This window comes from Sphaerotilus natans (genome assembly GCF_900156335.1).
Taxonomy (GTDB): Bacteria; Pseudomonadota; Gammaproteobacteria; order Burkholderiales; family Burkholderiaceae_C; genus Sphaerotilus; species Sphaerotilus natans.
Map to the genome: position 1 here is coordinate 61965 of NZ_FTMZ01000017.1, position 24073 is coordinate 86037.

The window sequence follows — 24073 nt, forward strand, 5'->3', positions numbered from 1 at the left end:
GCGGGACTCCTTGTCGGGTTGGGGATGGAACGGATGATCGGCCCATCATTGGCCGCTTCCCGCTGCCTGTCCAGCCACCGGCCCGGCCGTGCAGGAATCCGCAGCCACCGCCCGCGGACCTGGCGGATTCCAGACACCCCGACCTCGCTGCCGTGTCGCGCACCGACGCCAAGAGCCCCCAGGACGCCCGTGCGCGGTCGCCCCGAGCCGTCCGACTCAGGATCTACCCTGATCTTTGGCCCATCCGCGGCCTTCTCGCCGTGTTCTGGCACGACCTTCGCGCCAGAGGAGCCAGCCGGGCGCGCTGCATCAGCTTCGACAGCTCCCCCGCCCGGCATCCGAGACGACGCACGCCCAACCGTGGAGACCTGCCCGATGCCTGATCCGACCGCCACCGACCTGCCCCGCTGGGTGCGGGTGCTGGAGCACCGACCCGACGGCTTCGTCGAGTTCGCGTTCTCGATCGGCGATCCGGCGCTGGCCGTCGAGCTGATCCTGCCCGGGCAGGCCTTCACCGCGTTCTGCGCCGAGCAGCGCGTCCGGACCTGGCCCCTGAACGAAAACCGCGAGGAGACACGCCCATGACCGTCGAGATCCGGGTGCAGAGCGTCAAGCCGCTGCGCCACACCTTCGGCCACATCGCCCGCCGCTTCGGCGACAAGCCAGCCAGCCGCTACCAGGAGGGCACCTACGACCTGCAGTCGGAGGTCAACCACCACTACAAGCCGCTCTGGGACCCCGAGCGCGAGATCTACGACCGGCGCCGCACCGCCATCGTGATGCGCGACTGGTATGCGCTGAAGGACCCGCGCCAGCATTACTACGGCAGCTGGACCATCGCACGGGCCCGCCAGCAGGAATCGGTCGAGCGCCAGATCGAGCTGGTGCGCGAGCGCGACTGGCTGCGCCAGCTCGGCGAGGAGGCGCGCCAGAGCGTGATCCTGGGCCTGCTGCCGCTGCGCCATGTGGACTGGAGCGCCAACACCAGCTTCAGCCTGGTGGCCGCCTACGGCTACGGCACCGCGCTGACCCAGGCCGCGGCGATGGCGATGATGGACCGGCTCGGCCTGGCGCAGCAGATCTCGCGCATCGGCCTGCTGCTCGACGGCCAGACCGGCACCAGCCTGAAGGCGGCCCGCAGCGCCTGGCTGGAGGACGCGGCCTGGCAGGATCTGCGCCGCGAGGTGGAAAACCTCTTCGTCTGCCGCGACCCGATCGAGGTGCTGGTGGCGCAGGCGCTGGTGCAGGACGCGCTGGTCGATGCGCTGGTGCTGCGCCGCTTCGAGCCGGCCTGGAGCGGCCCGGGCGGCGACGCCGCGGTGATGGCGATGCTGCTGGACTTCCCCCGCCGCTGGCACGAGGAGTCGGCGCGCTGGGTCGATGCGCTCGTCAAGGTGATGGCCGCCGAGAGCGAGGACAACCGCGCCCGGCTGCGCGACTGGGCCGAGCACTGGCGCGGCGCCTTCACCGCCGCGCTGCGCCCGCTGGCGCGCCGGGTGCTGGGCGAGGCGGCCGGCGACGCCGCGCTGCGGGAGGCCGACACCGCGCTGCAGGCCCGGCTGGCCCGCCTCGGCCTGGCGCCGGCCCTCCGCTGACACGCACCGAGGATTCCTGATGGACACGATCTCCCACCCCAGCGCGCCCGCGCCCGCCACCGCCCGCGCGCCGGTCTTCATCGCGCTGCAGGCCAACCACGACACGCTGCCGATCGTCGAGGCGATCCGCGCCGACAACCCGCACGCCGAGGTGATCGAGTACCCCGGCATGGTCAAGATCAACGCCCCCGGCGTGCTGGTGATCCGGCGCGAGTCGGTCGAGGCGCAGATCGGCCGCGCCTACGACCTGCGCGAGATGCAGCTCAACCTGATTTCCCTCTCCGGCGAGGTCGACGAGACCGAGGATCACTTCACGCTCGAATGGAAGAACGCATGACCGCCACCGCCGCCCCCACCGCCACCGCCCCCGCCCGCAAGCTCGGCCTGAAGGAAAGCCACGCGCTGCTGACCCAGGACCTGGGCTGGACGCCGAGCTACCAGCCGCCCGAGGCGGTCTATCCGCTGACCGCCTTCGAGGGCATCCGCATCCACGACTGGAGCGGCTGGGAAGACCCGTTCCGGCTGACGATGGACGCCTACTGGAAATACCAGGGCGAGAAGGAGCGCAAGCTCTACGCCATCATCGACGCCTTCCAGCAGAACAACGGCCAGTTCAACGTCAGCGACGCGCGCTACATCCAGGCGCTCAAGCTCTTCGTCAACGGCGTCATCGGGCTGGAATACACCGCGCACCGCGGCTTCGCGATGATCGGGCGCGAGCTGCCGGGCACCGGCGCGCGCATCGCCGCGCAGATGCAGTCGATCGACGAGCTGCGCCACGCGCAGACGCAGATCCACGCGCTCAGCCACTACAACCGCTTCTTCACCGGGATGGCGGAGTTCCCGCATCAGTTCGACCGCACCTGGTACCTGTCGATCCCGAAGTCCTTCTTCGAGGACGCGATCAGCGCCGGCCCCTTCGAGTTCATCGTCGCGATCAGCTTCTCCTTCGAGTACGTCCTGACCAATCTGGTGTTCATGCCATGGATGTCGGGCGCGGCCTACAACGGCGACCTCTCGACGGTGAGCTTCGGCTTTTCCGCGCAGAGCGACGAGGCGCGCCACATGACGCTGGGCATCGAGGTGATCAAGTTCCTGCTGGAGCAGGACCCGGCCAACGTGCCGATCGTGCAGGGCTGGATCGACAAGTGGTTCTGGCGCGGCTACCGGCTGCTGACGCTGGTGGCGGCGATGATGGACTACATGCTGCCCAAGCGGGTGATGAGCTGGCATGAGGCCTGGGAGATCTACTTCGAGCAGAACGGCGGCGCGCTGTTCAAGGATCTGGCGCGCTACGGCATCCGCATGCCGGCGCACTGGGAGGTCACCGTCGAGGAGAAGGCGCACGCCAGCCACCAGCTCTGGAGCACCTTCTACCAGTACCGCCACGCCGCGGGCTTCCCCGTCTGGCTGCCCTCGGCCGAGGAGATGGACTGGCTGTCGGTGAAGTACCCGGACAGCTTCGACCGCCTCTACCGGCCGCGCTACGCGCACTGGGCGCGCATGGCCGCCGAGGGCCGGCCCTTCGTCAACGGCACGCTGCCTCAGCTCTGCCAGGTCTGCCAGTGGCCGATGCTGTTCACCGAGCCGGGCGACCCGACGCAGATCTGCCACCGCGAGGAGAAATACCTCGGCGAGACCTTCCACTGCTGCTCCGACGGCTGCCGCGACATCTTCCGCCGCGAGCCGCAGAAGTACGTGCATGCGCATCTGCCGGTCCATCAGATCTACCAGGGCACGCAGTTCCACCCGGACAGCGACCCCAGCGCGCCCGACTTCAACCCGCATGTGGCGGCGCTGCGCTACATGGGCATCGAGCCGGGCGTGGACGGCGGCGACTTCGACACCCACGCCGACGCGCGCCACTGGACCGAATGGACCGGCCGCCCGGCCAGCCTGCACGGCCCGGCCGCCTGAGCCCGCCGCGCCCCAAGAAGGAGACACGAATGAGCGTCAAAGCGATCACCCCCGACTACCACGGCGACATGAAGGACAGCGTCGATCACTACCGCGGCCAGCAGCTGCTCTACATCGGCTGGGACCGGCACCTGATGTTCGCCGCGCCGCTGTGCATTCCGGTGCCGCCGGAGATGCCCTTCGGCGCGCTGCAGGCGGCGGTGCTGCCGGGCCTGTACGGCCAGCATCCCGACTTCGCGCGCATCGACTGGGACCAGGTGCAATGGCTGCGCGGCGGCCAGCCCTTCGCGCCGGACCCGGCGGCGAGCCTGGCGGCCAACGGCATCGGTCACAAGACCTCGCTGCGCCTGCGCACGCCGGCCCTGCCGGGCCTGGCCGGCGCGGCCTTCTGAGCGCGCAGGAGGCAGCCCCATGAGCTTCGAGCTGCGCATCGAACCGACCGGCCAGACCGTCGAGGTCGCGCCGGACCAGACCGTGCTGGACGCCTGCCTGCGCGCGGGCCTCTGGCTGCCGCACGCCTGCTGCCACGGGCTGTGCGCCACCTGCAAGGTGCGCGTGCTCGACGGCGAGGTGGACCACGGCGAGGCCTCGCCCTTCGCGCTGATGGACTTCGAGCGCGAGGAAGGCCAGACGCTGGCCTGCTGCGCGACGCTGCAGTCCGACGCGGTGATCGAGGCCGACCTCGACATCGACCCGGATGCGCGGACGATTCCCGTGGAGGACTTCCGCGCCACCGTGCGGGCCACGCGCGCCCTGACGCCGACCATCCTCGGCATCGAGCTGCAGCTCGACCGGCCGATCGACTTCCAGGCCGGCCAGTACATCAACCTGGCGATTCCGGGGCTGGCGGCGCGGCGCGCCTTCTCGATCGCCTCGCCGCCGTCGCTCGCGCGTGACGAGGCGCGCATCGCGCTGCAGGTGCGCCGCGTGCCCGGCGGCGCGGGCACCGGCTGGCTGCACGACACGCTGCGCCCGGGCATGACGCTCGACCTCGCCGGGCCCTACGGCCGCTTCTTCGTGCGCAGCTCGGCCGCGCGGCCGATGCTGTTCATCGCCGGGGGCTCCGGCCTGGCCAGCCCGCGCAGCATGATCCTGGATCTGCTCGAACAGGGCGACGGCCCGCCGATCACGCTGGTCGTCGGCCAGCGCTGCCGCGAGGAGCTCTACGAGCATGAGGACTGGATCGCGCGCGCCGAGGCCGACCCGGCCCGGCTGCGCTACCTGCCGGTGCTGTCGCACGAGCCCGAGGGCAGCGGCTGGCGCGGCCTGCGCGGCTGGGCGCACGAGGCCGCGCGCGAGCTGTTCGGCGGCGATTTCCGCGGCCTGAAGGCCTACCTCTGCGGCCCGCCGGCGATGGTGGAGGCCTCGGTCTCGGCGCTGATGCAGGGCCGGCTGTTCGAGCGCGACATCCACACCGAGCAGTTCCTGTCGGCCGCCGACGCCCAGCGGGTGCGCAGTCCGCTGTTCCGTTCGGTCTGAGCGAGCGGGCCCAGCACTGCTGCGCCGCAGCATACCCGCCGGGCATCGCGGCGGACCTTTTCGGTATTGGACAGGCGGGAAGGGGTCTGGCTATCGTCCTTCCCGCCAGGAAAACAGACAGAGACAGGAGACACACCATGGCGATGAGCACACCCCCGACCGCGCGCTTCGCGGTGCGCATCGAAGACACCGGCGAGACCTACCGCTGCGCCGACACCCGCTCGCTGCTGGAGGGCATGGAGGCGCTGGGCCGCAAGGGCATCCCGGTGGGCTGCCGCAATGGCGGCTGCGGCGTGTGCAAGGTGCAGATCCGCGACGGCCACTATGCCTCGCGCGTGATGAGCCGCGACCATGTCAGCGAGGACGACGAGCGCGACGGCCGGGTCCTGGCCTGCCGGGTCCGCCCTTGCAGCGATCTGAGCCTGAGCGTGATCGGGCTGATGCGCAAGAGCGTCTGCCGCAGCGATGCCGGCTCGGGCCGAGCGGCAGAATCGCATCATGAACGCCCTGCCTCACGCCCCGACTGACCCCGCTGATCTGATCGACCGTCATCCCGAACTTCCGATCCTCCAGGCGCGCCAGCCGCTGCTCTGGGCCAATCCTCGCCAGGCGCCGGCCGCCCAGGCGCTGGCCGATGTCGGCCTGGGGCCGCAGGATGTGGCGGCGGCCAGCGCGCGCTTCAGGCGCTTTGCGCCGCTGATCGCCGAGCTGTTTCCGGCCACCGCCGCGGCCGGCGGCCTGATCGAGTCGCCGCTGCGCGAGGTGCCGCGGCTGCAGGCGGCGATGGCGCGGCGCCTGGGGCGCGATGCCCTGCCCGGCCGGCTGTGGATGAAGCTCGACAGCCACCTGCCGGTATCGGGCTCGATCAAGGCGCGTGGCGGCATCCACGAGGTGCTGCAGCATGCCGAGGCCCTGGCGCTCGCGGCCGGGCTGCTGCGGCAGGACGACGACTACCGCCGGCTGCTGGCGCCCGACGCGCGCGCCTTCTTCGGCCGCCACCGGCTGGCGGTGGGCTCGACCGGCAACCTCGGGCTGTCGATCGGGCTGATGGGCGCGGCGCTGGGCCTGCAGGTCACGGTGCACATGTCGGCCGACGCGCGCCCGTGGAAGAAGGAGCGGCTGCGCGCCGGCGGCGTCACCGTGGTCGAGCACCGCGCCGACTACGGCGCCGCGGTCGCCGAGGGCCGCCGCCAGGCCGAGGCCGATCCGCTGTGCCATTTCATCGACGACGAGAACTCGCGCCACCTCTTCCTCGGCTACGCGGTCGCGGCCGAGCGGCTGCTGCCGCAGCTGGCCGAGGCCGGCATCCGGGCCGATGCCGCGCATCCGCTGCATGTGCACCTGCCCTGCGGCGTGGGCGGCGGCCCCGGCGGCGTGGCCTTCGGGCTCAAGCTGCTGCTGGGCGACGCGGTGCATTGCTGGTTCGCCGAGCCGGTGGCCGCGCCCTGCATGCTGCTCGGGCTGATCACCGACCTGCACGAGGCCGTCTCGGTGCACGACATCGGCCTGGACAACCGCACCGCCGCCGACGGGCTGGCGGTGGCGCGCGCCTCGGGCTTCGTCGGCCGGGCGCTGCGCCGGCTGATCGCGGGCGGCTTCACCGTGCAGGACGACGAGCTGTTCGCGCTGCTGGCCCTGGCCGAGCGCGAGGAAGGGCTGCGGCTGGAGCCCTCCGCGCTGGCGGGCGTGCCCGGCATCGCCCGGCTGGCCGATCACCTGCCGCCCCAGCAGGCCGCGGACGCCACCCACATCGCCTGGGCCACCGGCGGCAGCATGGTGCCGGACGAGGACATGGCGGGCTATCTGGCACGCGGGCGGTGACAGCGAGGCGGCAGGACCATATACTGCCCGGGAGTACAGGAGAGCCCCATGCCCAACTCGCCGGAAGACCGCAGGAAGGCCGTGGCCCGGGTGCGTCGCATCCGCGGCCAGGCCGAGGCCCTCGAGCGCGCGCTCGAGGCCGGCGATGACTGCGCGCCGATCCTGCAGCAGCTCGCGGCGATGCGCGGCGCGGTCAACGGCCTGATGGCCGAGGTGATGGCCGCACACATCCGCGACGAGCTGGCCGCGCCTGACGACCCCGAGGCGCTGGCGCGCGACCTCACCGCGCTGGTGCGCTCCTATCTGCGCTGAACCCCACTCCCCCACCCGCCCCGAGCAAGGACCCCTGCCATGAAGTCACGAGCCGCCGTCGCCTTTGCTGCCGGCCAGCCGCTGCAGATCGTCGAGATCGATGTCGCCCCGCCGCAAAAAGGCGAGGTGCTGGTCAAGATCACCCACACCGGCGTCTGCCACACCGACGCCTTCACCCTGAGCGGCGACGACCCCGAGGGCCTGTTCCCGGTGGTGCTGGGCCACGAGGGCGCCGGCATCGTCGTCGAGGTGGGCGAAGGCGTCACCAGCGTCAAGCCCGGCGACCACGTCATCCCGCTCTACACCGCCGAGTGCGGCGAGTGCCTGTTCTGCAAGTCGGGCAAGACCAATCTGTGCGTGAGCGTGCGCGCCACCCAGGGCAAGGGCGTGATGCCCGACGGCACGACGCGCTTTTCCTACAACGGCCAGCCGATCTACCACTACATGGGCTGCTCGACCTTCAGCGAGTACACCGTGGTGGCCGAGGTCTCGCTGGCCAAGGTCAACCCGGACGCCAACCCCGAGCAGGTCTGCCTGCTGGGCTGCGGCGTGACCACGGGTCTGGGCGCAGTCAAGAACACCGCCAAGGTGCAGAAGGGCGACACCGTGGCGGTGTTCGGCCTGGGCGGCATCGGCCTGGCGGTGGTGCACGGCGCGCAGATGGCCGGCGCGGGCCGCATCATCGCGGTCGACACCAACCCGGACAAGTTCGATCTGGCGCGCACCTTCGGCGCCACCGACTGCGTCAACCCCAAGGACTTCGACAAGCCGGTGCAGCAGGTGATCGTCGAGATGACCGGCTGGGGCGTGGACCACAGCTTCGAGTGCATCGGCAATGTCAACGTGATGCGCGCGGCGCTGGAATGCGCGCACCGCGGCTGGGGCCAGTCGGTGGTGATCGGCGTGGCCGGCGCGGGCCAGGAAATCTCCACCCGCCCCTTCCAGCTGGTGACCGGCCGCAAGTGGCTGGGCACGGCCTTCGGCGGCGTCAAGGGCCGCAGCGAGCTGCCCGGCATGGTCGAGGACGCGATGGCCGGCAAGATCCGTCTCGAGCCCTTCGTCACCCACACCATGGGCCTGCCCGAGATCAACGAGGCCTTCGAGCTGATGCACTCGGGCCAGTCGATCCGCAGCGTGGTGCATTACTGATCGCCGACCAGACGCTGGGAGACATGCCATGGAACGCATCGAGCAGCACGCCAGCTTCGGCGGCCGCCAGGAGGTCTGGACCCATCACTCCGAGGCGCTGGGCGGGCCGGCGCGCTTCGGCGTCTACCTGCCGCCGGCGGCGCTGGCGGGCGAGCGCTGCCCGGTGCTGTACTGGCTCTCGGGCCTGACCTGCACCGAGCAGAACTTCATCACCAAGGCCGGTGTGCAGCAGCATGCGGCCGCGCACGGCCTGATCGTGGTGGCGCCCGACACCAGCCCGCGCGGGGCCGAGGTGGCCGACGATCCCGCCTACGACCTGGGCCAGGGCGCGGGCTTCTACCTGGACGCCACGCAGGCGCCGTGGTCGGCGCACTTCCGCATGGAGACCCATGTGGTGCACGAGCTGCCGGGCTGGATCGAGGCGCATTTCCCGGCCAGCGACCGGCGCGCGATCAGCGGTCACTCGATGGGCGGCCACGGCGCGCTGAGCCTGGCGCTGCGCCATCCGGGCCGCTACGCCAGCGTCTCGGCCTTCGCGCCGATCGTCGCGCCCCGCCAGGTGCCGTGGGGGCAGAAGGCCTTCGCCGCCTACCTGGGTGACGATCCGGCCGCCTGGGCCGCGCACGACACGGTGGCGCTGATCGCGCAGGCCACCGAGCGCCTGCCGCTGCTGGTCGATCAGGGCGAGGCCGACGACTTCCTGAGCGTGCAGCTGCGCCCGGAGCTGCTGCGCGCCGCCTGCGAGGCCGCCGGCCACCCGCTGACGCTGCGCATCCACCCCGGCCACGACCACAGCTACTACTTCATCGCCAGCTTCATCGGCGAGCATGTGGCCTGGCATGCGCGGGCGCTGGGCGCCGCCAGCCACGTCAGCTGAGGGCCGAAAAGCGCACCTGTCCGTCGCGGAAGAAGGCCTCCAGGTTGTCGATCACCCGGTCGGCCATGGCCTGGCGGGTCTCGCGGGTGGCGCTGGCGACATGCGGCGTCAGCACCACCGAGTCGAGCGCGCGCAGCGCCTCGGGCACCTGCGGCTCGTCGGCGAACACGTCCAGCCCGGCGCCGGCGATGCGCCCGGTCTGCAGCGCCTCCACCAGCGCCGCCTCGTCGACCACGCTGCCGCGCGAGACATTCACCAGGAAGCCTTCGGGGCCGAGCGCGTCGAGCACCGCGCGATCGATCAGATGCCGGGTGGCCGCGCCGCCGGCGGTGATCACCACCAGCACGTCGGCCCAGGCGGCCAGCGCGTGCAGCGAGGGCTCGTGCGGACAGGCCGAGCCCTCGACCGGACGGCGGCTGTGGTAGCGCACCGCCATATCGAAGCCACTGGCCCGGCGCGCGATGGTCTGGCCGATGCGGCCGAAGCCGACCAGGCCCAGCCGCGCGCCGCTGACCCGCCGCGACAGGCCGAACGGCCCGGCCGGCCAGGCGCCGCGCCGCACGAAGCGGTCGGCCGCGCTGACCCGGCGCATCGTGTCGAGCAGCAGCGCGAAGGCCAGATCGGCCACGCAGTCGTCGAGCACACCTGGCGTGAAGCCGACCTGCACGCCGCGCGCCACTGCCGCCGCCAGGTCGATGCGGTCCAGCCCGACGCCGAAGCTCGACACCACCCGCAGCTTCGGCAGCTGCGCCAGCCGCGCCGCGTCCAGCCCCATGACCGCCGAGGTGACATAGCCGTCGAAGTCGGCGCCGTGGGCGGCCAGGAAAGCCTGCGGGTCGGCCTCGTCGCTCAGGCGCTGCACCGCGTAGCGCGCGACCAGCGCCTGCTCCAGAGCCGGCAGCAGCGGCCCGGCCTGCAGCAGCCGATGGCGATGGGGCTGCGCCGGCGCCGTCATTCGGGCTTGACGCCGCCCTGCGCGACCACCTGGGCCCAGCGGCGACGCTCCTGCTCGAAGAAGCCGCCCAGCTCGGCCGGCGTCATCGTGCGCACCTCGGCGCCCTGCGCGACCAAGCGCTCGCGCACCTCGGGCGAGCGGATGATGCGCGTCAGCTCGGCCGAGAGCTTCTGCACCACCGCCGGCGGCGTGGCAGCCGGCATCATCACGCCCTGCCAGGTGCCGGACTCGAAGCCCTTGACGCCCTGCTCGGCGATGGTCGGCACCTGCGCCAGCAGCGGCACGCGGGTGGCCTTGGACACGCCCAGCACCTTGAGCTTGCCCGACTGGACCTGCGGCAGCGTCGCCAGCATGCCGTTCATCAGGATCTGCGTCTGGCCGGCGATCGTGTCGCTGATCGCCTGCGAGCCGCCCTTGTAGGGGATGTAGTTCCACTGCGCGCCGGTGGCCTTCTCGACGGCAACACCCGCCAGGTGCGGCGCGCTGCCGATCGCGGTGACGGCGAAGTTCAGCCGCTCGCGCTTCGACAGCGCCACCAGCTCGGCCAGGTTGTTGGCCGGCACCGAGGGATGCACCACCAGCAGGTGCGGCGAGTAGGCCAGCATGCCCACGCCGCGCAGGTCGCGGCTCGGGTCGAAGGGCAGCTTCGGATAGACCGAGGGCGAAATCGCCAGCGCGCCGACATCGCACAGCAGCAGCGTGTGGCCGTCGGTGGCCTTGGCCACCGCGTCGGCGCCGGTGTTGCCGTTGGCGCCGGCGCGGTTGTCGATGATCACCGTCTGGCCCAGCGCCTGCGACAACGGCTGCGCGATCGCGCGGGCGATGATGTCGGATGATCCGCCCGGCGGATAAGGCACGACGATGCGGATCGGCTTGTCCGGCCAGGCTGGCGCCTTCTGGCCTTGCGCCAGCGCGGTTCCGGTCGGCATCAGCGCAGCGCCCAGGCCGCCCAGCGCCAGGGCGAGGGTTCGGGCACCGGCGGCCCGGCGGTTCATCGTCATGCTTGTCTCCTTCAGCGAGTTTGAACGTTCAAACCGGTCGGCCCTGACGCCCGACCAGCCAGGCCGGCGCGTCCTGCAGGCACACCGGGCGCAGGAAGCGCACGAGGGCCGCGTCGCCCACCGAGGTGCTCTCGGGGCGCGTGCTGCTCGGCCACGGGCCGCCGTGCTGCTGCGCGGCCGTCACCGCCACGCCGGTGGGCACGCCGGCGAACAGCACCCGCCCGGCGATCGCCATCGCGCCGCGCACCAGCGCCCGCGAGCGGTCGCCGTCCTGCTCGACGCCCCACAGCGTCACCGTCAGGCTGCCGCCGACGGCCTGCAGCACCTGCAGCGCCTGGCTCAAGCTGGCCGCGCGCACGATCAGACTGCTCGGGCCGAAGACTTCTTCCCGCAGCGCCGCGCGGGCGATGAACTCGATGGCGCTGACCTGCGCCAGCACCGGGCGCGGCGGCTGGCCGGCGGCGGCCGACTCGCGCAGCAGCAGCTCGGCGCCGGCCTCCTCCCAGTGCGCGACGCCGGCCTCGAAGGCGCCGCGCATCGTGCGGGTCAGCATCGCGTGCGGCTGCTGGCCGCCCAGCGCCTCGCGCAGCTGGGCCACGAAGCGGTCGTTGATCGCCTTGGCGGCCACGCCGGGCTGCAGCTCGTCGATCAGCAGGATCAGGCCGGGGTTGGTGCAGAACTGGCCGCAGCCCAGCGCGATCGAGCCCGCCAGCGTGGCCGCCAGCGCCGCGCCGTCGGTCGCGAGCCGGTCGGGCAGCGCGATCACCGGATTGACCGAGCCCAGCTCGCCGAAGAAGGGGATGGGGCGCGGGCGGGCGGCGGCCTCGGCGGCCAGCGCCGCGCCGCCCTGGGTCGAGCCGGTGAAGGCGCCGGCGGCGATCGCCGGATGGCGGATCAGCCGCACGCCGATGTCACGCCCGCCGCCCTGCACCAGGCCGATCAGGCCGGCGGGTAGGCCCAAAGCGGCCAGCGCCCCCTGCACCAGGCCGAACACCCGGTTGGAGAGCTGCAGGTGGCCGGTGTGGGCCTTGACGACGACGGGGCAGCCGGCGGCCAGCGCCGAGGCGGTGTCCCCGCCCAGCACCGAGAAGGCGAAGGGGAAGTTCGAGGCCGAGAACATCGCCACCGGGCCCAGCGGCACGCTCCAGCGCTGCATCGCCGGATGCCCGGCCGGCGGCGCGCCGGCCACCGCCGGATCGTCCACGAAGGCGAAGGGCTCGCCACGTTCAGCAATGTCCGCGAAGCGGCGCAGCTGGAAGGCGGTGCGGTCCAGCTCGCCGTTCAGGCGCACCGGGCCCAGCGCGGTTTCCTGGTCGGCCAGCGCCACCAGGCCTTCGCGGTCGGACTCGAGCGCGGCGGCCAGCGCGCGCAGCAGCGTGGCGCGCTCGGCGCCGGCGGCGGCCTGCCACAGCGGGAAGGCGGCGGCCGCGGCCTCGCAGGCGGCGTCGAGCTGGGCGGGCGAGGTCGCCGGCAGTTCGGCCAGCAGCGCGCCGGTGCGGGCGTCGAAGGAGGAAAGCATCTGGCTCATGGGAAGATCAACTCCAGGAAATCGTTTCGTGCCCTGTCAGGCGGCTCAGGTGGCGCCGTGCGCCTCGAAATGCATCGCGTACAGCGAGTGGCAGCTGGCCATGTAGAGGCGGTTGTTCTTGGGACCGCCCCAGCACAGGTTGGCGCAGCGCTCGGGCAGGCGGATGTGGGCCAGCGGCTTGCCAGCGGGGTTGAAGACCATCACGCCATCCAGATCTTCGGGACGCCCCTTGAGCTGGAAGACCTTGCGGCCACCGACGTCGCTGGGCTCGGCCTGCAGCGCGCCATTGCTGCCCCAGCCGCACCACAGGTTGCCGTCGCGGTCGACACGGAAGCCGTCGAGCGCGCCCTGGTCGGCCGCATCGATCAGCTTGGTCTTGTTGGAGACGCTGCCGTCCGGGTTCACGTCGAAAGCCCAGATGCTGCGGTTGGGCGTGCCCTTCCACTCCACCACGTAGAGCTTCTTCTCGTCGGGGCTGAAGGCCAGCCCATTGGGGTTGACGATGTCGGTGATGACGGCCGTGATCTGCCCGTTCGGGTCGATGCGGTAGACGTTGGTGGTGGCCTGCTCGGGCTTGGCCTTGAAGCCTTCCCACTCGCCGTTGATGCCGAACAGCGGGTCGGTGAACCAGACGCTGTCGTCGCTCTTGACGACGATGTCGTTGGGCGCGTTCAGGCGCTTGCCCTCGAAGCGATCGGCCAGCACGGTGATCTTGCCGTCCTTCTCGGTGCGGACGACCCGGCGAGTGACCGAGTGCTCGCAGGTGAGCAGGCGGCCCTGGCGGTCGCGGGTGTTGCCGTTGGCCCAGTTCGACGGGCTGCGGAAGACGGTGAAAGCCCCCGTCTTCTCGTCGAACTTCATGATGCGGTTGTTGGGAATGTCGCTCACCAGCACATGGCCGGGAGCGCCGTTGTCACCGGGAAAGTACACCGGGCCCTCGGCCCAGCGCATGCCGGTGGCGACCTGCTCCAGCGTGCTGCTGTAGATGCGGTACCTGGCGAAGGACGGGTCCAGGATCTGGACGGCCGGGTCGGGGTAGCGCGCATTCGGGCTGAAGGCGATGGACTGCGCCAGTGCCGGGGCGCCGAGCGCGGCCAGACCGGTGCTGGCGGCCACCTTCAGGATCTGGCGGCGGCTGGGGGTCGTGTCATTCATGGTCATGTCTCCTCCGGCCGGCGCGCTCAACGCACCAGGCAGGGTCGCTTGTTGTCGAAGGTCCAGCCCGGAATCAGGTACTGCATGGCGATGGCGTCGTCGCGCGCGCCCAGGCCGTGCTGCAGGTAGAGCTGGTGCGCCTTCTCGACCTCGACCATGTCGAGCTCGACGCCCAGGCCCGGCTTCTTCGGCACCTGGACATGGCCGCCGACGATCTGCAGCGGCTCCTTCGTCAGGCGCTGGCCGTCCTGCCAGATCCAGTGGGTGTCGATGGCGGTGACCTTGCCGGGCGCGGCGGCGCCCACATGCGTGAACATCGCCAGCGAGACGTCGAAGTGGTTGTTGGAGTGCGAGCCCCAGGTCAGGCCCCAGTCGCGGCAGGTCTGCGCGACGCGCACCGAGCCGGCCATCGTCCAGAAATGCGGGTCGGCCAGCGGGATGTCCACGCTTTGCAGGCTCAGCGCGTGGGTGAACTGGCGCCAGTCGGTGGCGATCATGTTGGTGGCGGTCGGCAGGCCGGTGGCGCGGCGGAACTCGGCCATCACCTCGCGGCCGGAGAAGCCGCCCTCGGCGCCGCAGGGATCTTCGGCGTAGGCCACCACGCCGCGCATGCGCTGGCCCAGGCGGATCGCGTCCTTCAGCAGCCAGCCGCCGTTGGGGTCGAGCGTCACGCGCGCCTCGGGGAAGCGCTCGTGGATGGCGGTGACCGCGTCCACCTCGGCGTCGCCGGCCAGCACGCCGCCCTTGAGCTTGAAGTCGTTGAAGCCGTACTTGGCGCGGGTGGCCTCGGCCAGCCGCACGATGGCCTCCGGCGTCATTGCCGCCTCGTGGCGCAGACGGAACCAGTCGTCATCAGAGTCCGGCTCGCTGGCGTAGGGCAGATCGGTCTTGCGCCGGTCGCCGACGAAGAACAGATAGCCCAGCATCTCGACCGCGTCGCGCTGGCGGCCCTCGCCGAGCAGGTCGCACACCGGCAGGTCGAGGTGCTGGCCGAGCAGGTCGAGCATCGCCGACTCGACCGCCGTCACCGCATGGATGGTGGTGCGCAGGTCGAAGGTCTGCAGGCCCCGGCCGCCCGAGTCGCGGTCGGCGAAGGCCTGCTGCACCTCGCGCAGCACCCGCAGGTGGTCGCCCACCGCCTGGCCGACGACCAGCGCCCGCGCATCCTCCAGCGTCTGGCGGATCTTCTCGCCGCCAGGCACCTCGCCGACGCCGGTCCGACCCGCGCTGTCGGTCAGGATCAGCAGGTTGCGGGTGAAGAAGGGCGCATGCGCGCCGCTCAGGTTCAGCAGCATGCCGTCGCGGCCGGCGACAGGCACGACGCGCAGCGAGGCGATGCGCGGCAGCGCGGACAGGCCGAGGGTCGAGGAGGTGGTCATCGTGGGGCGGAGGGTGAGGATCGGGGAGAAATCAGTCGGCCGTGATCTTGCGCGTCTCGATCAGCTGCTTCCAGCGCGCGCTCTCGCGCTGCTGGTAGGCGGCGAACTGCTCGGGCGTGTTGGCGACGATCTCGAAGCCCAGCGCGGTGAACTGCTGGCGGATCTTCGGATCGTTCATGACCGCCACCAGCGCCTCGTGCATCTTGGCGCGGATGTCGGCCGGCAGGCCCTTCGGGGCCGAGACCGCCTGCCAGGACTGCACGTCGGCGCCCTTGACGCCCGACTCGGCCAGCGTCGGCACGTTGGGCAGCACCGGCGAGCGCTTCTCGCCGGTGATCGCCAGCACCTTGAGCTTGCCGGCGTTGATGTGGCTGAGCACCGAGTTGATGTTCATGAAGCCGGCATCGACCTGGCCGCCGAGCAGGTCGGAGATGGCCGGGCCGCCGCCCTTGTACGGGACGTGCGTGCCGCTGGTGCCGGTCTGCAGCCAGAACAGCTCGGCCGTCAGGTGGTCGGACGAACCGTTGCCCGAGGAGGCGAAGGTCATCTTGTCCGGATTGGCCTTCAGGAAGCTCAGCACGTCGGCGAGCGACTTGTGCGGCGAGCTGGCCGGCACCACCAGCACATTGGGCGCCTGCACCAGCACCGAGAGGTGGTCGAAGTCCTTCGTGGCGTCGTAGGGCACCGACTTCATCAGGTGCGGCGCGATCACCAGCGGACCCAGCGAGGTCACCAGGAAGGTCTGGCCGTCCGGGGCGGCGCGCTTGACCTGCGCCGCGCCGATCGTGCCGGTGGCCCCGGCCCGGTTGTCGACCATGAAGGTCTGATTGAAGCGCTCCTGCAGCTTGGTGCCGATGGTGCGCGCCACCATGTCGGAGGCGCCGCCCGGCGGGAAGGGCACCAGCAGGGTGACCGGCTTGGCGGGCCAGGCCTGGGCCTGGGCGGCGGCGGCCAGCAGCGTCAGGGCGCAGGCCGCAAGGAGCTTCTTCGCGATCTTCATGGTCGGATGTCTCCGGGAAGGTAGGTTCTTCTGGTGGGGGACGGAAAGAAGTTCAGCCGATCAGCCAATCAGCCGATCACTGGGCGCCCAGCGGCGCCATCAGCGCGCGCAGTTCTTCCACCTCGGCGGGCAGCATGTCCGACAGCGGCGGGCGCACCGGACCGGCCGAGTGGCCGGCGATCGCGGCCCCGGCCTTGACGATCGACACCGCATAGCCTTCGCCCTTGTTGCGCAGCGCGATGTAGGGCAGGAAGAAGTCGCGGATCAGGCGGTCGCAGGTGGCGGTGTCGCCGGCGGCGTGGGCGTTGTAGAACTCCATGGCGGTCTTCGGGATGAAGTTGAAGACGGCCGACGAGTAGACCGGGCAGCCCATCGCCTTGTAGGCGCCGGCGAAGACTTCCGCCGTGGGCAGGCCGCCCAGATAGGCGAAGCGCTCGCCCAGGGTCTGGCGGATGGCGACGAACTTCTCGATGTCGCCGATGCCGTCCTTGAAGCCGATCAGGTTCGGGCAGGTCTCGGCCAGCACCAGCAGGCTCTTGGGCGTCAGGCGGCAGGCGCCGCGGTTGTAGACCACCACGCCGAACTTCACGCTGCGGCAGACGGCCTGCACATGGGCGATCAGGCCTTCCTGGCTGGCTTCGGTCAGGTAGTGCGGCAGCAGCAGGATGCCCTGCGCGCCCAGGCGCTCGGCTTCCTGGGCGTACTGGATCGCCACGCGGGTCGGGCCGCCGGCGCCGGCCAGGATCGGGGTGCGGCCGCGGCAGGTGTCCAGCGCCACCTTGATGACCTCGCTGTACTCGCCCGGCTCCAGCGAGAAGAACTCGCCCGTGCCGCCGGCGGCGAACAGCGCCGAGGCGCCGTAGGGCTGCAGCCACTCCAAACGCTCGGCATAGCCCTTGGGCTCGAAGTTCAGCTCGGCGTCGAAGTCGGTCAGCGGGAAGGACAGCAGGCCCGATTCGAGGACAAGCTTGAGCTCTTGAGGCGACATGGTGATTGGCTCCGTGGGGGGTGACAGGGATCGCTATCGATCAGCGTTGACAGTCATCGTACAACTAGCCCTCCCCAATGCCCTAGCAGTGAAAACCCTTAGCCCTACACGATCAGTGCTATTTTGGCGCCATGCTGCTTGCGGCAATTGCATGTTGTCGTACAACAAGGAACAATCACACCTCTCATTCCCCGGATCCAGGTCTGCCCATGAACGACAACGCCGCCCCGGCCCCGCGCGCTCCGCTGACGCTGCGCATGCACCCCGACGACAACGTCGCCATCGTCGCCAACGACGGCGGCCTGCCCGCCGGCACGGCGCTGGCCTGCGGCCTGGTGCTGCGCGAGACGGTGCCTCAAGGGCACAAGGTCGCGCTGCGTGATCTGGCCGAGGGCGAGGCGGTGCTGCGCTACGGCGTGCCGATCGGCTACGCGCTGCAGCCGCTGCCCGCCGGATCATGGGTCAACGAGCGCCGGCTGCAGATGCCGGCCGCCCGCGAGCTCGAGGGCCTGCCGATGGCCACCGTGCGCCGCGAGCCGGCCCCGCCGCTGGAAGGCTTCACCTTCGAGGGCTACCGCAACCCGGACGGCTCGGTGGGCACGCGCAACCTGCTGGCGATCACGACGACGGTGCAGTGCGTGGCCGGCGTGGTCGATCACGCGGCGCGGCGCATCCGCGAAGAGCTGCTGCCGCACTACCCGAACGTCGACGGCGTGGTGGCGCTGGAGCACGGCTACGGCTGCGGCGTGGCGATCGACGCGCCCGACGCGATCATCCCGATCCGCACGGTGCGCAACCTGGCGCTGAACCCCAACTTCGGCGGCGAGGTGCTGGTGGTCAGCCTCGGCTGCGAGAAGCTGCAGCCCGCGCGGCTGCTGCCGCCCGGCTCCTTCCCCATCCACGACGGGCGCGACCCGCAAGGCGGCCCCGACACGGTGTGCCTGCAGGACGAGGCCCATGTCGGCTTCATGTCGATGATCGAGGACATCGTCGAGCGCGCGAAGCCGCATCTGGCGCGGCTGAACGCGCGTCGGCGCGAGACGATTCCCGCCAGCGAGCTGGTGGTGGGCGTGCAGTGCGGCGGCTCGGACGCCTTCTCCGGCGTGACCGCCAACCCGGCGGTGGGCTTTGCCGCCGACCTGCTGGTGAGCGCCGGCGCCACCGTGATGTTCAGCGAGAACACCGAGGTGCGCGACGCGGTCGAGCAGCTCACCTCCCGCGCGGCCACGCCCGAGGTGGCCGAGGCCATCGTGCGCGAGCTGGGCTGGTACGACCGCTATCTGGACCGCGGGCGCGTCGACCGCTCGGCCAACACCACGCCGGGCAACAAGGCCGGCGGCCTGTCCAACATCGCCGAAAAGGCGATGGGCTCGATCATCAAGAGCGGCTCCTCGGCCATCTCGCATGTGCTCTCGCCGGGCGAGAAGCTGCGCGCCGACCAGCGCGGTCTGGTCTTCGCCGCCACCCCCGCCAGCGACTTCATCTGCGGCACGCTGCAGCTGGCCGCCGGCATGAACCTGCATGTCTTCACCACCGGCCGGGGCACGCCCTACGGCCTGGCGCAGTGCCCGGTCATCAAGGTGGCGACCCGCTCGGACCTGGCGCGGCGCTGGCACGACCTGATGGACGTCAACGCCGGGCGCATCGCCGACGGCGAGCAGACGATCGAGGAGGCCGGCTGGGCGATGTTCCGGCTGATGCTCGACGTCGCCAGCGGCCGCAAGACCTGGGCCGAGCACTGGAAGCTGCACAACGCGCTGGTGCTGTTCAATCCGGCGCCGGTGACCTGAAGCACCGTTCCTGCGCCCGGATCGACCCAGGGCAGTGCGGCCGATCCACCCGATCGGTGCACGGCCTGGCCGTGGCGCCACGCACCGGCATGGCATGGCGCCTGCTTGTATACCAGCTGAAATCCCAACCAACAGCTGGAGTCCGCCATGCGTTCCCTCCCCCGCCACCCGAACCGCCGCGACTGGCTGCGCACCGTCGGCCTCACCGGAGCCGGCCTGGCCGCCTCCGGCGTGCCCGGCCTGGCGCTGGCCCAGAAGCCGCTGACCGTCGGCTTCGTCTATGTCGGCCCGAAGGACGACTTCGGCTACAACCAGGCGCACGCTGAAGCGGTGGCCGTGGTGAAGAAGATGGCCGGCATCAAGGTGGTCGAGGAAGAGAACGTGCCCGAGACCAACGCCGTGCAGAAGACCCTGCAGGGCATGATCTCGCAGGACGGCGCCACGCTGCTGTTCCCGACCTCGTTCGGCTACTTCGACCCGCACATGCTGGCGGTGGCGGCCAAGAACCCCGACGTGCGCTTCGCCCACTGCGGCGGCTTGTGGAGCGAAGGCAAGCACCCGAAGAACACTGGCAGCTTCTTCGGCTACATCGACGAGGCGCAGTACCTCAACGGCGTCATCGCCGGCCACATGAGCAAGTCGAAGAAGCTCGGCTTCATCGCGGCCAAGCCGATCCCGCAGGTGCTGCGCAACATCAACGCCTTCACGATGGGCGCCCGCTCGGTCGACCCGACCATCACCACGCAGGTCATCTTCACCGGCGACTGGTCGATGCCGGTCAAGGAAGCCGAGGCCACCAACAGCCTGGCCGACCAGGGCGTCGACGTCTTCACGATGCACGTCGACGGCCCGAAGGTGATCGTCGAGACGGCGGCCAAGCGCGGCAAGTTCGTCTGCGGCTACCACGCCAGCCAGGCCAAGCTCGCCCCGAACGCCTACCTGACCGGCGCCGAGTGGAACTGGGTCACCGCCTACACCCAGATCATCGACGCGGCCAAGACCGGCAAGCCGCACCCGAACTTCGTGCGCGGCGGGCTGAAGGACGGCTTCGTCAAGACCTCGCCCTATGGCGCGATGGTGCCGGAAGGCGCGCGCAAGGCCGCCGACGGCGTCAAGGCGGCGATGGTCGCGGGCAAGTTCGACATCTTCAAGGGCGAACTCAAGGACAACACCGGCAAGGTCGTCATCCCGAAGGGCAAGGTCTACAAGCAGACCGATGTCGAGCTGGAGTCGATGAACTACCTGGTCGACGGCGTCATCGGCAAGGTCTGAGGCGAGGCCGCCATGAGCACGCTGGCCGCTGCCACCTCCGCTTCTGCCCAGTCCGACGCCGACGGTCACTGGCGCGAATCCGCCGAGGCGGTGGCGCTGCCGGTGCTGGCCCTGACCGGGGCGCTGCTGGCGTTTGGTGTGTTCGTCTGGCTGTCGGGCCGTGACCCGGTCGAGGCCTGGGTGCTGCTGTTCAAGGGCGCGTTCGGCGACAGCTTCTCGTGGCAGAACACGCTGCAGCGCGCCGCTCCCCTGATGCTGACCGCGCTGGCGGTGGCGCTGCCGGCGCAGGCGGGGCTGACAGTGATCGGGGGCGAGGGCGCGCTGGTGCTCGGGGCGCTGGCGTGTGCGGCGCTGCCGATGCTGGCGCCGTCGCTGGCGGGCTGGCCGGGGAGCGGGCTGATGTTGCTGACGGGGGCGCTGGCCGGGGCGGGCTGGGTGGCGCTGGCGGGCTGGCTGCGGCAGGCGCGCGGGGTGAACGAGACGATTTCCAGCCTGCTGCTGGGCTACCTGGCGATCGCGCTGTTCAAGCATTTTGTGGAAGGCCCGCTGCGCGACCCCGCCAGCCTGAACAAACCGTCGACACCGCCGGTGGCCGAGTCGCTGCGCATCGGCGGCCTGCCGTGGGACGGCGCGGTGACGGACGTGCATTGGGGGCTGGCCTGGGGCGTGCTGCTCTGCCTCGCGGCGGGGGTCTGGCTGACGTTCACCGCCTCGGGTTTCGCGCTGCGGGTGGTGGGCGGCAATGTGCGGGCGGCGCGGCTGGTCGGGCTGCCGACGCTGGGGCTGATCCTGGCCGGGTGTGCGCTGGGCGGGGCGGCGGCGGGGCTGGCCGGCGCGATCGAGGTGCTGGCGGTCCACACCTCCGCGAACGCCTCGCTGATCGCCGGCCTGGGCTACACCGGCATCCTGGTGTCCTTCGTCGCACGCCACAACCCGTGGGCGATCCCGCCGGTGGCCATCCTGTTCGGCGGTTTTGGCGCGGCGGGGAGTCTGCTGCAGCGCCGGATGGACCTGCCCGACGCCTCGGTGCTGGTGCTGCAGGGCTTTGCGTTCGTGCTGATCCTGGCGGCCGAAGCCGGGCGTGGCCGGCTGTTCGGTGGTTCCGGTGGTTCTGGCGGAGGTCGATGATGTCGATGACGGGCACAGGTGAATTCCTCGGGTTCGACGTGCTGCTGGCCGTGCTGGGCGGGGCGGTGCGTGTGGGAACCCCTTTCCTGTTCGTCAGCCTGGGCGAGTGCCTGACGGAGAAGTCCGGGCGCATCAACCTCGGGCTGGAGGGCGTGCTGGTGCTGTCGGCGATGGCCGGCTTCGGTGGCAGTTACTGGAGCGGCTCGCCGTGGATCGGGCTGCTGATCGCGGGGGGGAGCGGGGCGGCGCTGGCGTTGCTGCACGGCCTGCTGTGCTCGCTGCCGCGGGTCAGCGACGTGGCCACCGGCATCGCGCTGATGCTGTTCGGCGCGGGGCTGGCCTTCTACCTCGGCAAGCCGCTGATCCAGCCCCAGGCGGCGCAGATCCCGGTGATCGCGCTCGGCGGCTGGAGCGATTCGCCCGCCGTGCAGTCGGCGCTGTCGATCAACGCGCTGTTCCCGCTGGGCGTGGTGCTGGCCGTACTGTTGCAGTGGGGGCTGGCGAACACGCGCTGGGGCCTGATCGTGCGCATGGTGGGCGACTCGGCCGATGCGGCGCGGGCGCTGGGCTACCCGGTCAACGGCGTGCGCATCGCGGCGACCACCGCGGGCGGCTTCATCGCCGGTCTGGGCGGCGCCTCGCTGACGCTGGTCTACCCGGGGAGCTGGAACGAAGGCCTGTCGAGCGGCCAGGGCCTGATCGCGGTGGCGCTGGTCATCTTCGCGCGCTGGCGCCCGCTGGCCTGCCTGGGCGCGGCGCTGCTGTTCGGCGGCGCGGGCGCGCTCGGGCCGGCGCTGCAGTCGGTCGGCGTCACCGGCCACTACTACCTGTTCAACGCGGTGCCGTATGCGCTGACGCTGCTGATCCTGGTGCTCACCTGCTCGCCCGACCGCAGCCTGCGCGGCGCGCCGGCCGAGCTGGGCGTGCAGCGCTGACACCTCTCCGGGAGACCGACATGCCTGTCCATCTGAACTCCGTGCCTTATCCCTGGCCCTGCGACGGCCAGTTCACGCCGGCCAACACCGCGCTCGTCATCATCGACATGCAGACCGACTTCTGCGGCGTCGGCGGCTATGTCGACACGATGGGCTACGACATCAGCCTGACCCGTGCGCCGATCGAACCGCTTCAGCGGCTGCTGGCCGAGGCCCGTCGCACCGGCCTGCATGTGATCCACACCCGCGAGGGCCACCGGCCGGACCTGTCGGACCTGCCGGCCAACAAGCGCTGGCGCAGCCAGCGCATCGGCGCCGGCATCGGCGACCCCGGCCCGTGCGGGCGCATCCTGGTGCGTGGCGAACCCGGCTGGGACATCATTCCCGAGCTCTACCCGATCGCTGGCGAGCCCATCATCGACAAGCCCGGCAAGGGCAGCTTCTGCGCGACCGACCTGGAGCTGATCCTCCACACCCGCGGCATCCGCAACCTGATCCTGACGGGCATCACCACCGACGTGTGCGTGCACACCACGATGCGCGAGGCCAACGACCGCGGCTTCGAGTGCGTGATGCTCGGCGACTGCACCGGCGCCACCGACCGCGGCAACCACGAGGCGGCGCTGAAGATGATCCAGATGCAGGGCGGCGTCTTCGGCGCCGTGGCCGACTCGGCCTCCGTGCTGGCGGTGCTCGCGGGCTGGCCGGACCCCACCGGCTGAGCGCTGTGCAGACCGCTGGCCCGTCGTCCCCACGCCACCACGCCCTTCCGTCTCCCTGACCTCCGAGGCTTCCATGACCGCATCCCGACCGACCCGCCGCCAGATCCTGCAGACCGGACTGGGCGCCGCCGGCGCGCTGGCCCTGCCGCCGCAGGCCCGCGCCACCGACGACAAGATCCTGATCGGCTACTGGCCGATCGCCTCCGGCCTGCCGCTGTATGTCGCTCTGGAGAAGGGCTTCTTCAAGGAGGCCGGCCTGAACGTCGAGGGCGCCAAGTTCGCCAGCGCGCAGCAGGTGGCCGAGGCCATGATCGCCGGGCGCATCCACGGCTCGGCCAACGGCACGGCCTCTGCCGTGCTGGCCCTGGCCGAGATCACCTCGCCGGGGCTGTTCAAGATCATCTGTTCGAACCCGTCGAACCACAGGCTGGTGCTTGACCAGTTCCTGGTCGCCAAGGACTCGCCGATCAAGACCATCGCCGAGCTCAAGGGCAAGCGCATCGCCTCCGGTCCCGGCATCCAGAACGTGACGCTGGCCAGGATCATCCTGGAGAAGAACGGCATCGCCAGCCCGCAGGTCACCGAACTGCCGGTGGGCCAGCATGTGGCGGCCCTGGCCGCCGGCCAGGTCGACGCGGTCTACACCCTGGAGCCCACCGGCACCGCCGGCCGGCTCAAGGGCCTGACGCGCGTACTGGAGAACGGCGTGATCTCCAAATACGTGCTGGGCGATGCGGAGGCGCCCTGGTTCGGCGGCTCGGCCAGCCTGACCACCACCTTCCTGAAGGAGCGCCCGGCCGACGCGAAGAAATACATCGCCGCCTACGCCCGCGCGGTGGAGCATGTGCGCAAGAACCCCGAGGAGTCGCGTCGCCACCTCGACGGCTTCACCGCCATCGAGGAGTCGCTGGTCAAGGAGGTGCCACTGTCGGGCTTCACGCTGTACAACGAGTTCAAGCCGGCCGACATCGCGCAGTTCCAGAAGTTCTTCGATGTCTTCCTCGAGCGCAAGATCTTCTCGCGCCGGGTCGATGTGGCCTCGCTGCTCTACGCGGGCTGAGCGGAGCGGC

24 protein-coding genes are annotated in these 24073 nt (G+C 71.0%); 17 read left to right on the forward strand and 7 right to left on the reverse strand.

The window, feature by feature from the left end; all coding sequences use genetic code 11:
- The first annotated feature begins 375 nt into the window (after window positions 1-375).
- The 11 genes from BW996_RS14855 (at window position 376) to fghA (ending at window position 9150) form a co-directional block, all read left to right on the forward strand.
- Complete coding sequence (locus BW996_RS14855) at window positions 376-585, forward strand: phenol hydroxylase subunit (RefSeq protein WP_081838326.1); 210 nt, start codon at window positions 376-378, stop codon at window positions 583-585.
- The gene (locus tag BW996_RS14860; protein WP_076458982.1) at window positions 582-1595 is read left to right on the forward strand and encodes a ferritin family protein; all 1014 of its coding nucleotides are present in this window, start codon (window positions 582-584) and stop codon (window positions 1593-1595) included. The genes BW996_RS14855 and BW996_RS14860 overlap by 4 nt, the downstream gene beginning before the upstream one ends.
- Window positions 1596-1614: 19 nt before the next feature.
- Entirely contained in the window at window positions 1615-1932 is a 318-nt protein-coding gene (locus BW996_RS14865; protein WP_076458983.1) for an MmoB/DmpM family protein, read from the forward strand.
- Window positions 1929-3512, forward strand: coding sequence for an aromatic/alkene/methane monooxygenase hydroxylase/oxygenase subunit alpha (locus tag BW996_RS14870; protein WP_076458984.1), 1584 nt, complete (start codon window positions 1929-1931; stop codon window positions 3510-3512). The genes BW996_RS14865 and BW996_RS14870 overlap by 4 nt, the downstream gene beginning before the upstream one ends.
- Window positions 3513-3541: 29 nt before the next feature.
- Entirely contained in the window at window positions 3542-3904 is a 363-nt protein-coding gene (locus BW996_RS14875) for a phenol hydroxylase subunit P4 (RefSeq protein ID WP_037484972.1), read from the forward strand.
- A 19-nt stretch (window positions 3905-3923) separates the two neighbouring features.
- Window positions 3924-4991 (forward strand): NADH:ubiquinone reductase (Na(+)-transporting) subunit F, encoded by a 1068-nt coding sequence (locus BW996_RS14880; RefSeq protein ID WP_037484969.1) that lies wholly within the window; start codon window positions 3924-3926, stop codon window positions 4989-4991.
- 137 nt (window positions 4992-5128) lie between these two features.
- The gene (locus tag BW996_RS14885; protein ID WP_206539529.1) at window positions 5129-5518 is read left to right on the forward strand and encodes a 2Fe-2S iron-sulfur cluster binding domain-containing protein; all 390 of its coding nucleotides are present in this window, start codon (window positions 5129-5131) and stop codon (window positions 5516-5518) included.
- Window positions 5490-6812, forward strand: a complete 1323-nt coding sequence (gene dsdA / locus BW996_RS14890; protein ID WP_037484968.1) for a D-serine ammonia-lyase — start codon at window positions 5490-5492, stop codon at window positions 6810-6812. Before BW996_RS14885 ends, dsdA begins: the two co-directional genes overlap by 29 nt.
- A gap of 48 nt (window positions 6813-6860) precedes the next feature.
- A complete protein-coding gene (locus BW996_RS14895) occupies window positions 6861-7124 on the forward strand; it encodes a metal/formaldehyde-sensitive transcriptional repressor (RefSeq protein ID WP_037484966.1) in 264 nt (87 codons plus the stop codon).
- A gap of 39 nt (window positions 7125-7163) precedes the next feature.
- Window positions 7164-8273, forward strand: a complete 1110-nt coding sequence (locus BW996_RS14900) for an S-(hydroxymethyl)glutathione dehydrogenase/class III alcohol dehydrogenase (protein WP_037484964.1) — start codon at window positions 7164-7166, stop codon at window positions 8271-8273.
- A 28-nt stretch (window positions 8274-8301) separates the two neighbouring features.
- On the forward strand, window positions 8302-9150 hold the full coding sequence (gene fghA / locus BW996_RS14905) for an S-formylglutathione hydrolase (protein WP_037484962.1): 849 nt from the start codon (window positions 8302-8304) through the stop codon (window positions 9148-9150).
- On the opposite strand, the gene BW996_RS14910 is transcribed toward fghA, so the two are convergent.
- From BW996_RS14910 to kdgD, 7 genes are all read right to left on the reverse strand, one after another.
- Window positions 9143-10105 carry a 2-hydroxyacid dehydrogenase gene (locus BW996_RS14910; RefSeq protein WP_037484960.1) on the reverse strand — a complete coding sequence of 321 codons (963 nt, stop codon included), beginning with the start codon at window positions 10103-10105 and terminating at the stop codon, window positions 9143-9145. The two genes, fghA and BW996_RS14910, sit on opposite strands and share 8 nt — an antisense overlap.
- The gene (locus BW996_RS14915; RefSeq protein WP_037484958.1) at window positions 10102-11106 is read right to left on the reverse strand and encodes a Bug family tripartite tricarboxylate transporter substrate binding protein; all 1005 of its coding nucleotides are present in this window, start codon (window positions 11104-11106) and stop codon (window positions 10102-10104) included. Before BW996_RS14915 ends, BW996_RS14910 begins: the two co-directional genes overlap by 4 nt.
- 28 nt (window positions 11107-11134) lie before the next feature.
- Window positions 11135-12634, reverse strand: coding sequence for an aldehyde dehydrogenase family protein (locus BW996_RS14920; protein ID WP_037484956.1), 1500 nt, complete (start codon window positions 12632-12634; stop codon window positions 11135-11137).
- 45 nt (window positions 12635-12679) lie between these two features.
- The gene (locus tag BW996_RS14925; protein WP_206539528.1) at window positions 12680-13795 is read right to left on the reverse strand and encodes an SMP-30/gluconolactonase/LRE family protein; all 1116 of its coding nucleotides are present in this window, start codon (window positions 13793-13795) and stop codon (window positions 12680-12682) included.
- 20 nt (window positions 13796-13815) lie between these two features.
- Window positions 13816-15168: a glucarate dehydratase gene (gene gudD / locus BW996_RS14930; protein ID WP_037484954.1), complete on the reverse strand. Its 1353-nt coding sequence runs from the start codon at window positions 15166-15168 to the stop codon at window positions 13816-13818.
- Between the two features lie 31 nt (window positions 15169-15199).
- Window positions 15200-16168 carry a Bug family tripartite tricarboxylate transporter substrate binding protein gene (locus tag BW996_RS14935; RefSeq protein ID WP_037484952.1) on the reverse strand — a complete coding sequence of 323 codons (969 nt, stop codon included), beginning with the start codon at window positions 16166-16168 and terminating at the stop codon, window positions 15200-15202.
- 76 nt (window positions 16169-16244) lie between these two features.
- Window positions 16245-17156 (reverse strand): 5-dehydro-4-deoxyglucarate dehydratase, encoded by a 912-nt coding sequence (gene kdgD, locus BW996_RS14940; protein ID WP_037484949.1) that lies wholly within the window; start codon window positions 17154-17156, stop codon window positions 16245-16247.
- 209 nt (window positions 17157-17365) lie between these two features.
- On the opposite strand from kdgD, the gene garD reads away from it, so the two are divergent.
- The 6 genes from garD (at window position 17366) to BW996_RS14970 (ending at window position 24063) form a co-directional block, all read left to right on the forward strand.
- Window positions 17366-18946 carry a galactarate dehydratase gene (garD, locus tag BW996_RS14945; protein ID WP_037484947.1) on the forward strand — a complete coding sequence of 527 codons (1581 nt, stop codon included), beginning with the start codon at window positions 17366-17368 and terminating at the stop codon, window positions 18944-18946.
- Between the two features lie 147 nt (window positions 18947-19093).
- On the forward strand, window positions 19094-20218 hold the full coding sequence (locus tag BW996_RS14950; protein ID WP_037484945.1) for a BMP family ABC transporter substrate-binding protein: 1125 nt from the start codon (window positions 19094-19096) through the stop codon (window positions 20216-20218).
- 12 nt (window positions 20219-20230) lie between these two features.
- Window positions 20231-21346 carry an ABC transporter permease gene (locus BW996_RS14955; protein ID WP_051632229.1) on the forward strand — a complete coding sequence of 372 codons (1116 nt, stop codon included), beginning with the start codon at window positions 20231-20233 and terminating at the stop codon, window positions 21344-21346.
- 5 nt (window positions 21347-21351) lie between these two features.
- Window positions 21352-22281: an ABC transporter permease gene (locus tag BW996_RS14960; RefSeq protein WP_051632230.1), complete on the forward strand. Its 930-nt coding sequence runs from the start codon at window positions 21352-21354 to the stop codon at window positions 22279-22281.
- Window positions 22282-22301: 20 nt separating this feature from the next.
- Window positions 22302-23003, forward strand: coding sequence for a biuret amidohydrolase (gene biuH / locus BW996_RS14965; protein ID WP_037484943.1), 702 nt, complete (start codon window positions 22302-22304; stop codon window positions 23001-23003).
- Window positions 23004-23076: 73 nt separating this feature from the next.
- Window positions 23077-24063, forward strand: coding sequence for an ABC transporter substrate-binding protein (locus BW996_RS14970; RefSeq protein WP_037484941.1), 987 nt, complete (start codon window positions 23077-23079; stop codon window positions 24061-24063).
- The last annotated feature ends 10 nt before the right edge of the window (window positions 24064-24073 follow it).

What these genes read in the sequence shown, in the direction of transcription:
- garD (WP_037484947.1), top strand. Translation starts at nt 17,366, where the DNA reads ATGAACGACAACGCCGCCCCGGCCCCGCGCGCTCCGCTGACGCTGCGC.
- BW996_RS14885 (WP_206539529.1), top strand. Translation starts at nt 5,129, where the DNA reads ATGGCGATGAGCACACCCCCGACCGCGCGCTTCGCGGTGCGCATCGAA.
- BW996_RS14970 (WP_037484941.1), top strand. Translation starts at nt 23,077, where the DNA reads ATGACCGCATCCCGACCGACCCGCCGCCAGATCCTGCAGACCGGACTG.
- BW996_RS14920 (WP_037484956.1), bottom strand. Translation starts at nt 12,634, where the DNA reads ATGAGCCAGATGCTTTCCTCCTTCGACGCCCGCACCGGCGCGCTGCTG.
- BW996_RS14950 (WP_037484945.1), top strand. Translation starts at nt 19,094, where the DNA reads ATGCGTTCCCTCCCCCGCCACCCGAACCGCCGCGACTGGCTGCGCACC.
- BW996_RS14865 (WP_076458983.1), top strand. Translation starts at nt 1,615, where the DNA reads ATGGACACGATCTCCCACCCCAGCGCGCCCGCGCCCGCCACCGCCCGC.
- BW996_RS14910 (WP_037484960.1), bottom strand. Translation starts at nt 10,105, where the DNA reads ATGACGGCGCCGGCGCAGCCCCATCGCCATCGGCTGCTGCAGGCCGGG.
- kdgD (WP_037484949.1), bottom strand. Translation starts at nt 17,156, where the DNA reads ATGTCGCCTCAAGAGCTCAAGCTTGTCCTCGAATCGGGCCTGCTGTCC.
- BW996_RS14855 (WP_081838326.1), top strand. Translation starts at nt 376, where the DNA reads ATGCCTGATCCGACCGCCACCGACCTGCCCCGCTGGGTGCGGGTGCTG.
- BW996_RS14925 (WP_206539528.1), bottom strand. Translation starts at nt 13,795, where the DNA reads ATGACCATGAATGACACGACCCCCAGCCGCCGCCAGATCCTGAAGGTG.
- dsdA (WP_037484968.1), top strand. Translation starts at nt 5,490, where the DNA reads ATGAACGCCCTGCCTCACGCCCCGACTGACCCCGCTGATCTGATCGAC.
- biuH (WP_037484943.1), top strand. Translation starts at nt 22,302, where the DNA reads ATGCCTGTCCATCTGAACTCCGTGCCTTATCCCTGGCCCTGCGACGGC.
- fghA (WP_037484962.1), top strand. Translation starts at nt 8,302, where the DNA reads ATGGAACGCATCGAGCAGCACGCCAGCTTCGGCGGCCGCCAGGAGGTC.
- BW996_RS14900 (WP_037484964.1), top strand. Translation starts at nt 7,164, where the DNA reads ATGAAGTCACGAGCCGCCGTCGCCTTTGCTGCCGGCCAGCCGCTGCAG.
- BW996_RS14955 (WP_051632229.1), top strand. Translation starts at nt 20,231, where the DNA reads ATGAGCACGCTGGCCGCTGCCACCTCCGCTTCTGCCCAGTCCGACGCC.
- BW996_RS14960 (WP_051632230.1), top strand. Translation starts at nt 21,352, where the DNA reads ATGACGGGCACAGGTGAATTCCTCGGGTTCGACGTGCTGCTGGCCGTG.
- BW996_RS14880 (WP_037484969.1), top strand. Translation starts at nt 3,924, where the DNA reads ATGAGCTTCGAGCTGCGCATCGAACCGACCGGCCAGACCGTCGAGGTC.
- BW996_RS14935 (WP_037484952.1), bottom strand. Translation starts at nt 16,168, where the DNA reads ATGAAGATCGCGAAGAAGCTCCTTGCGGCCTGCGCCCTGACGCTGCTG.
- BW996_RS14915 (WP_037484958.1), bottom strand. Translation starts at nt 11,106, where the DNA reads ATGACGATGAACCGCCGGGCCGCCGGTGCCCGAACCCTCGCCCTGGCG.
- BW996_RS14860 (WP_076458982.1), top strand. Translation starts at nt 582, where the DNA reads ATGACCGTCGAGATCCGGGTGCAGAGCGTCAAGCCGCTGCGCCACACC.
- BW996_RS14875 (WP_037484972.1), top strand. Translation starts at nt 3,542, where the DNA reads ATGAGCGTCAAAGCGATCACCCCCGACTACCACGGCGACATGAAGGAC.
- BW996_RS14895 (WP_037484966.1), top strand. Translation starts at nt 6,861, where the DNA reads ATGCCCAACTCGCCGGAAGACCGCAGGAAGGCCGTGGCCCGGGTGCGT.
- gudD (WP_037484954.1), bottom strand. Translation starts at nt 15,168, where the DNA reads ATGACCACCTCCTCGACCCTCGGCCTGTCCGCGCTGCCGCGCATCGCC.
- BW996_RS14870 (WP_076458984.1), top strand. Translation starts at nt 1,929, where the DNA reads ATGACCGCCACCGCCGCCCCCACCGCCACCGCCCCCGCCCGCAAGCTC.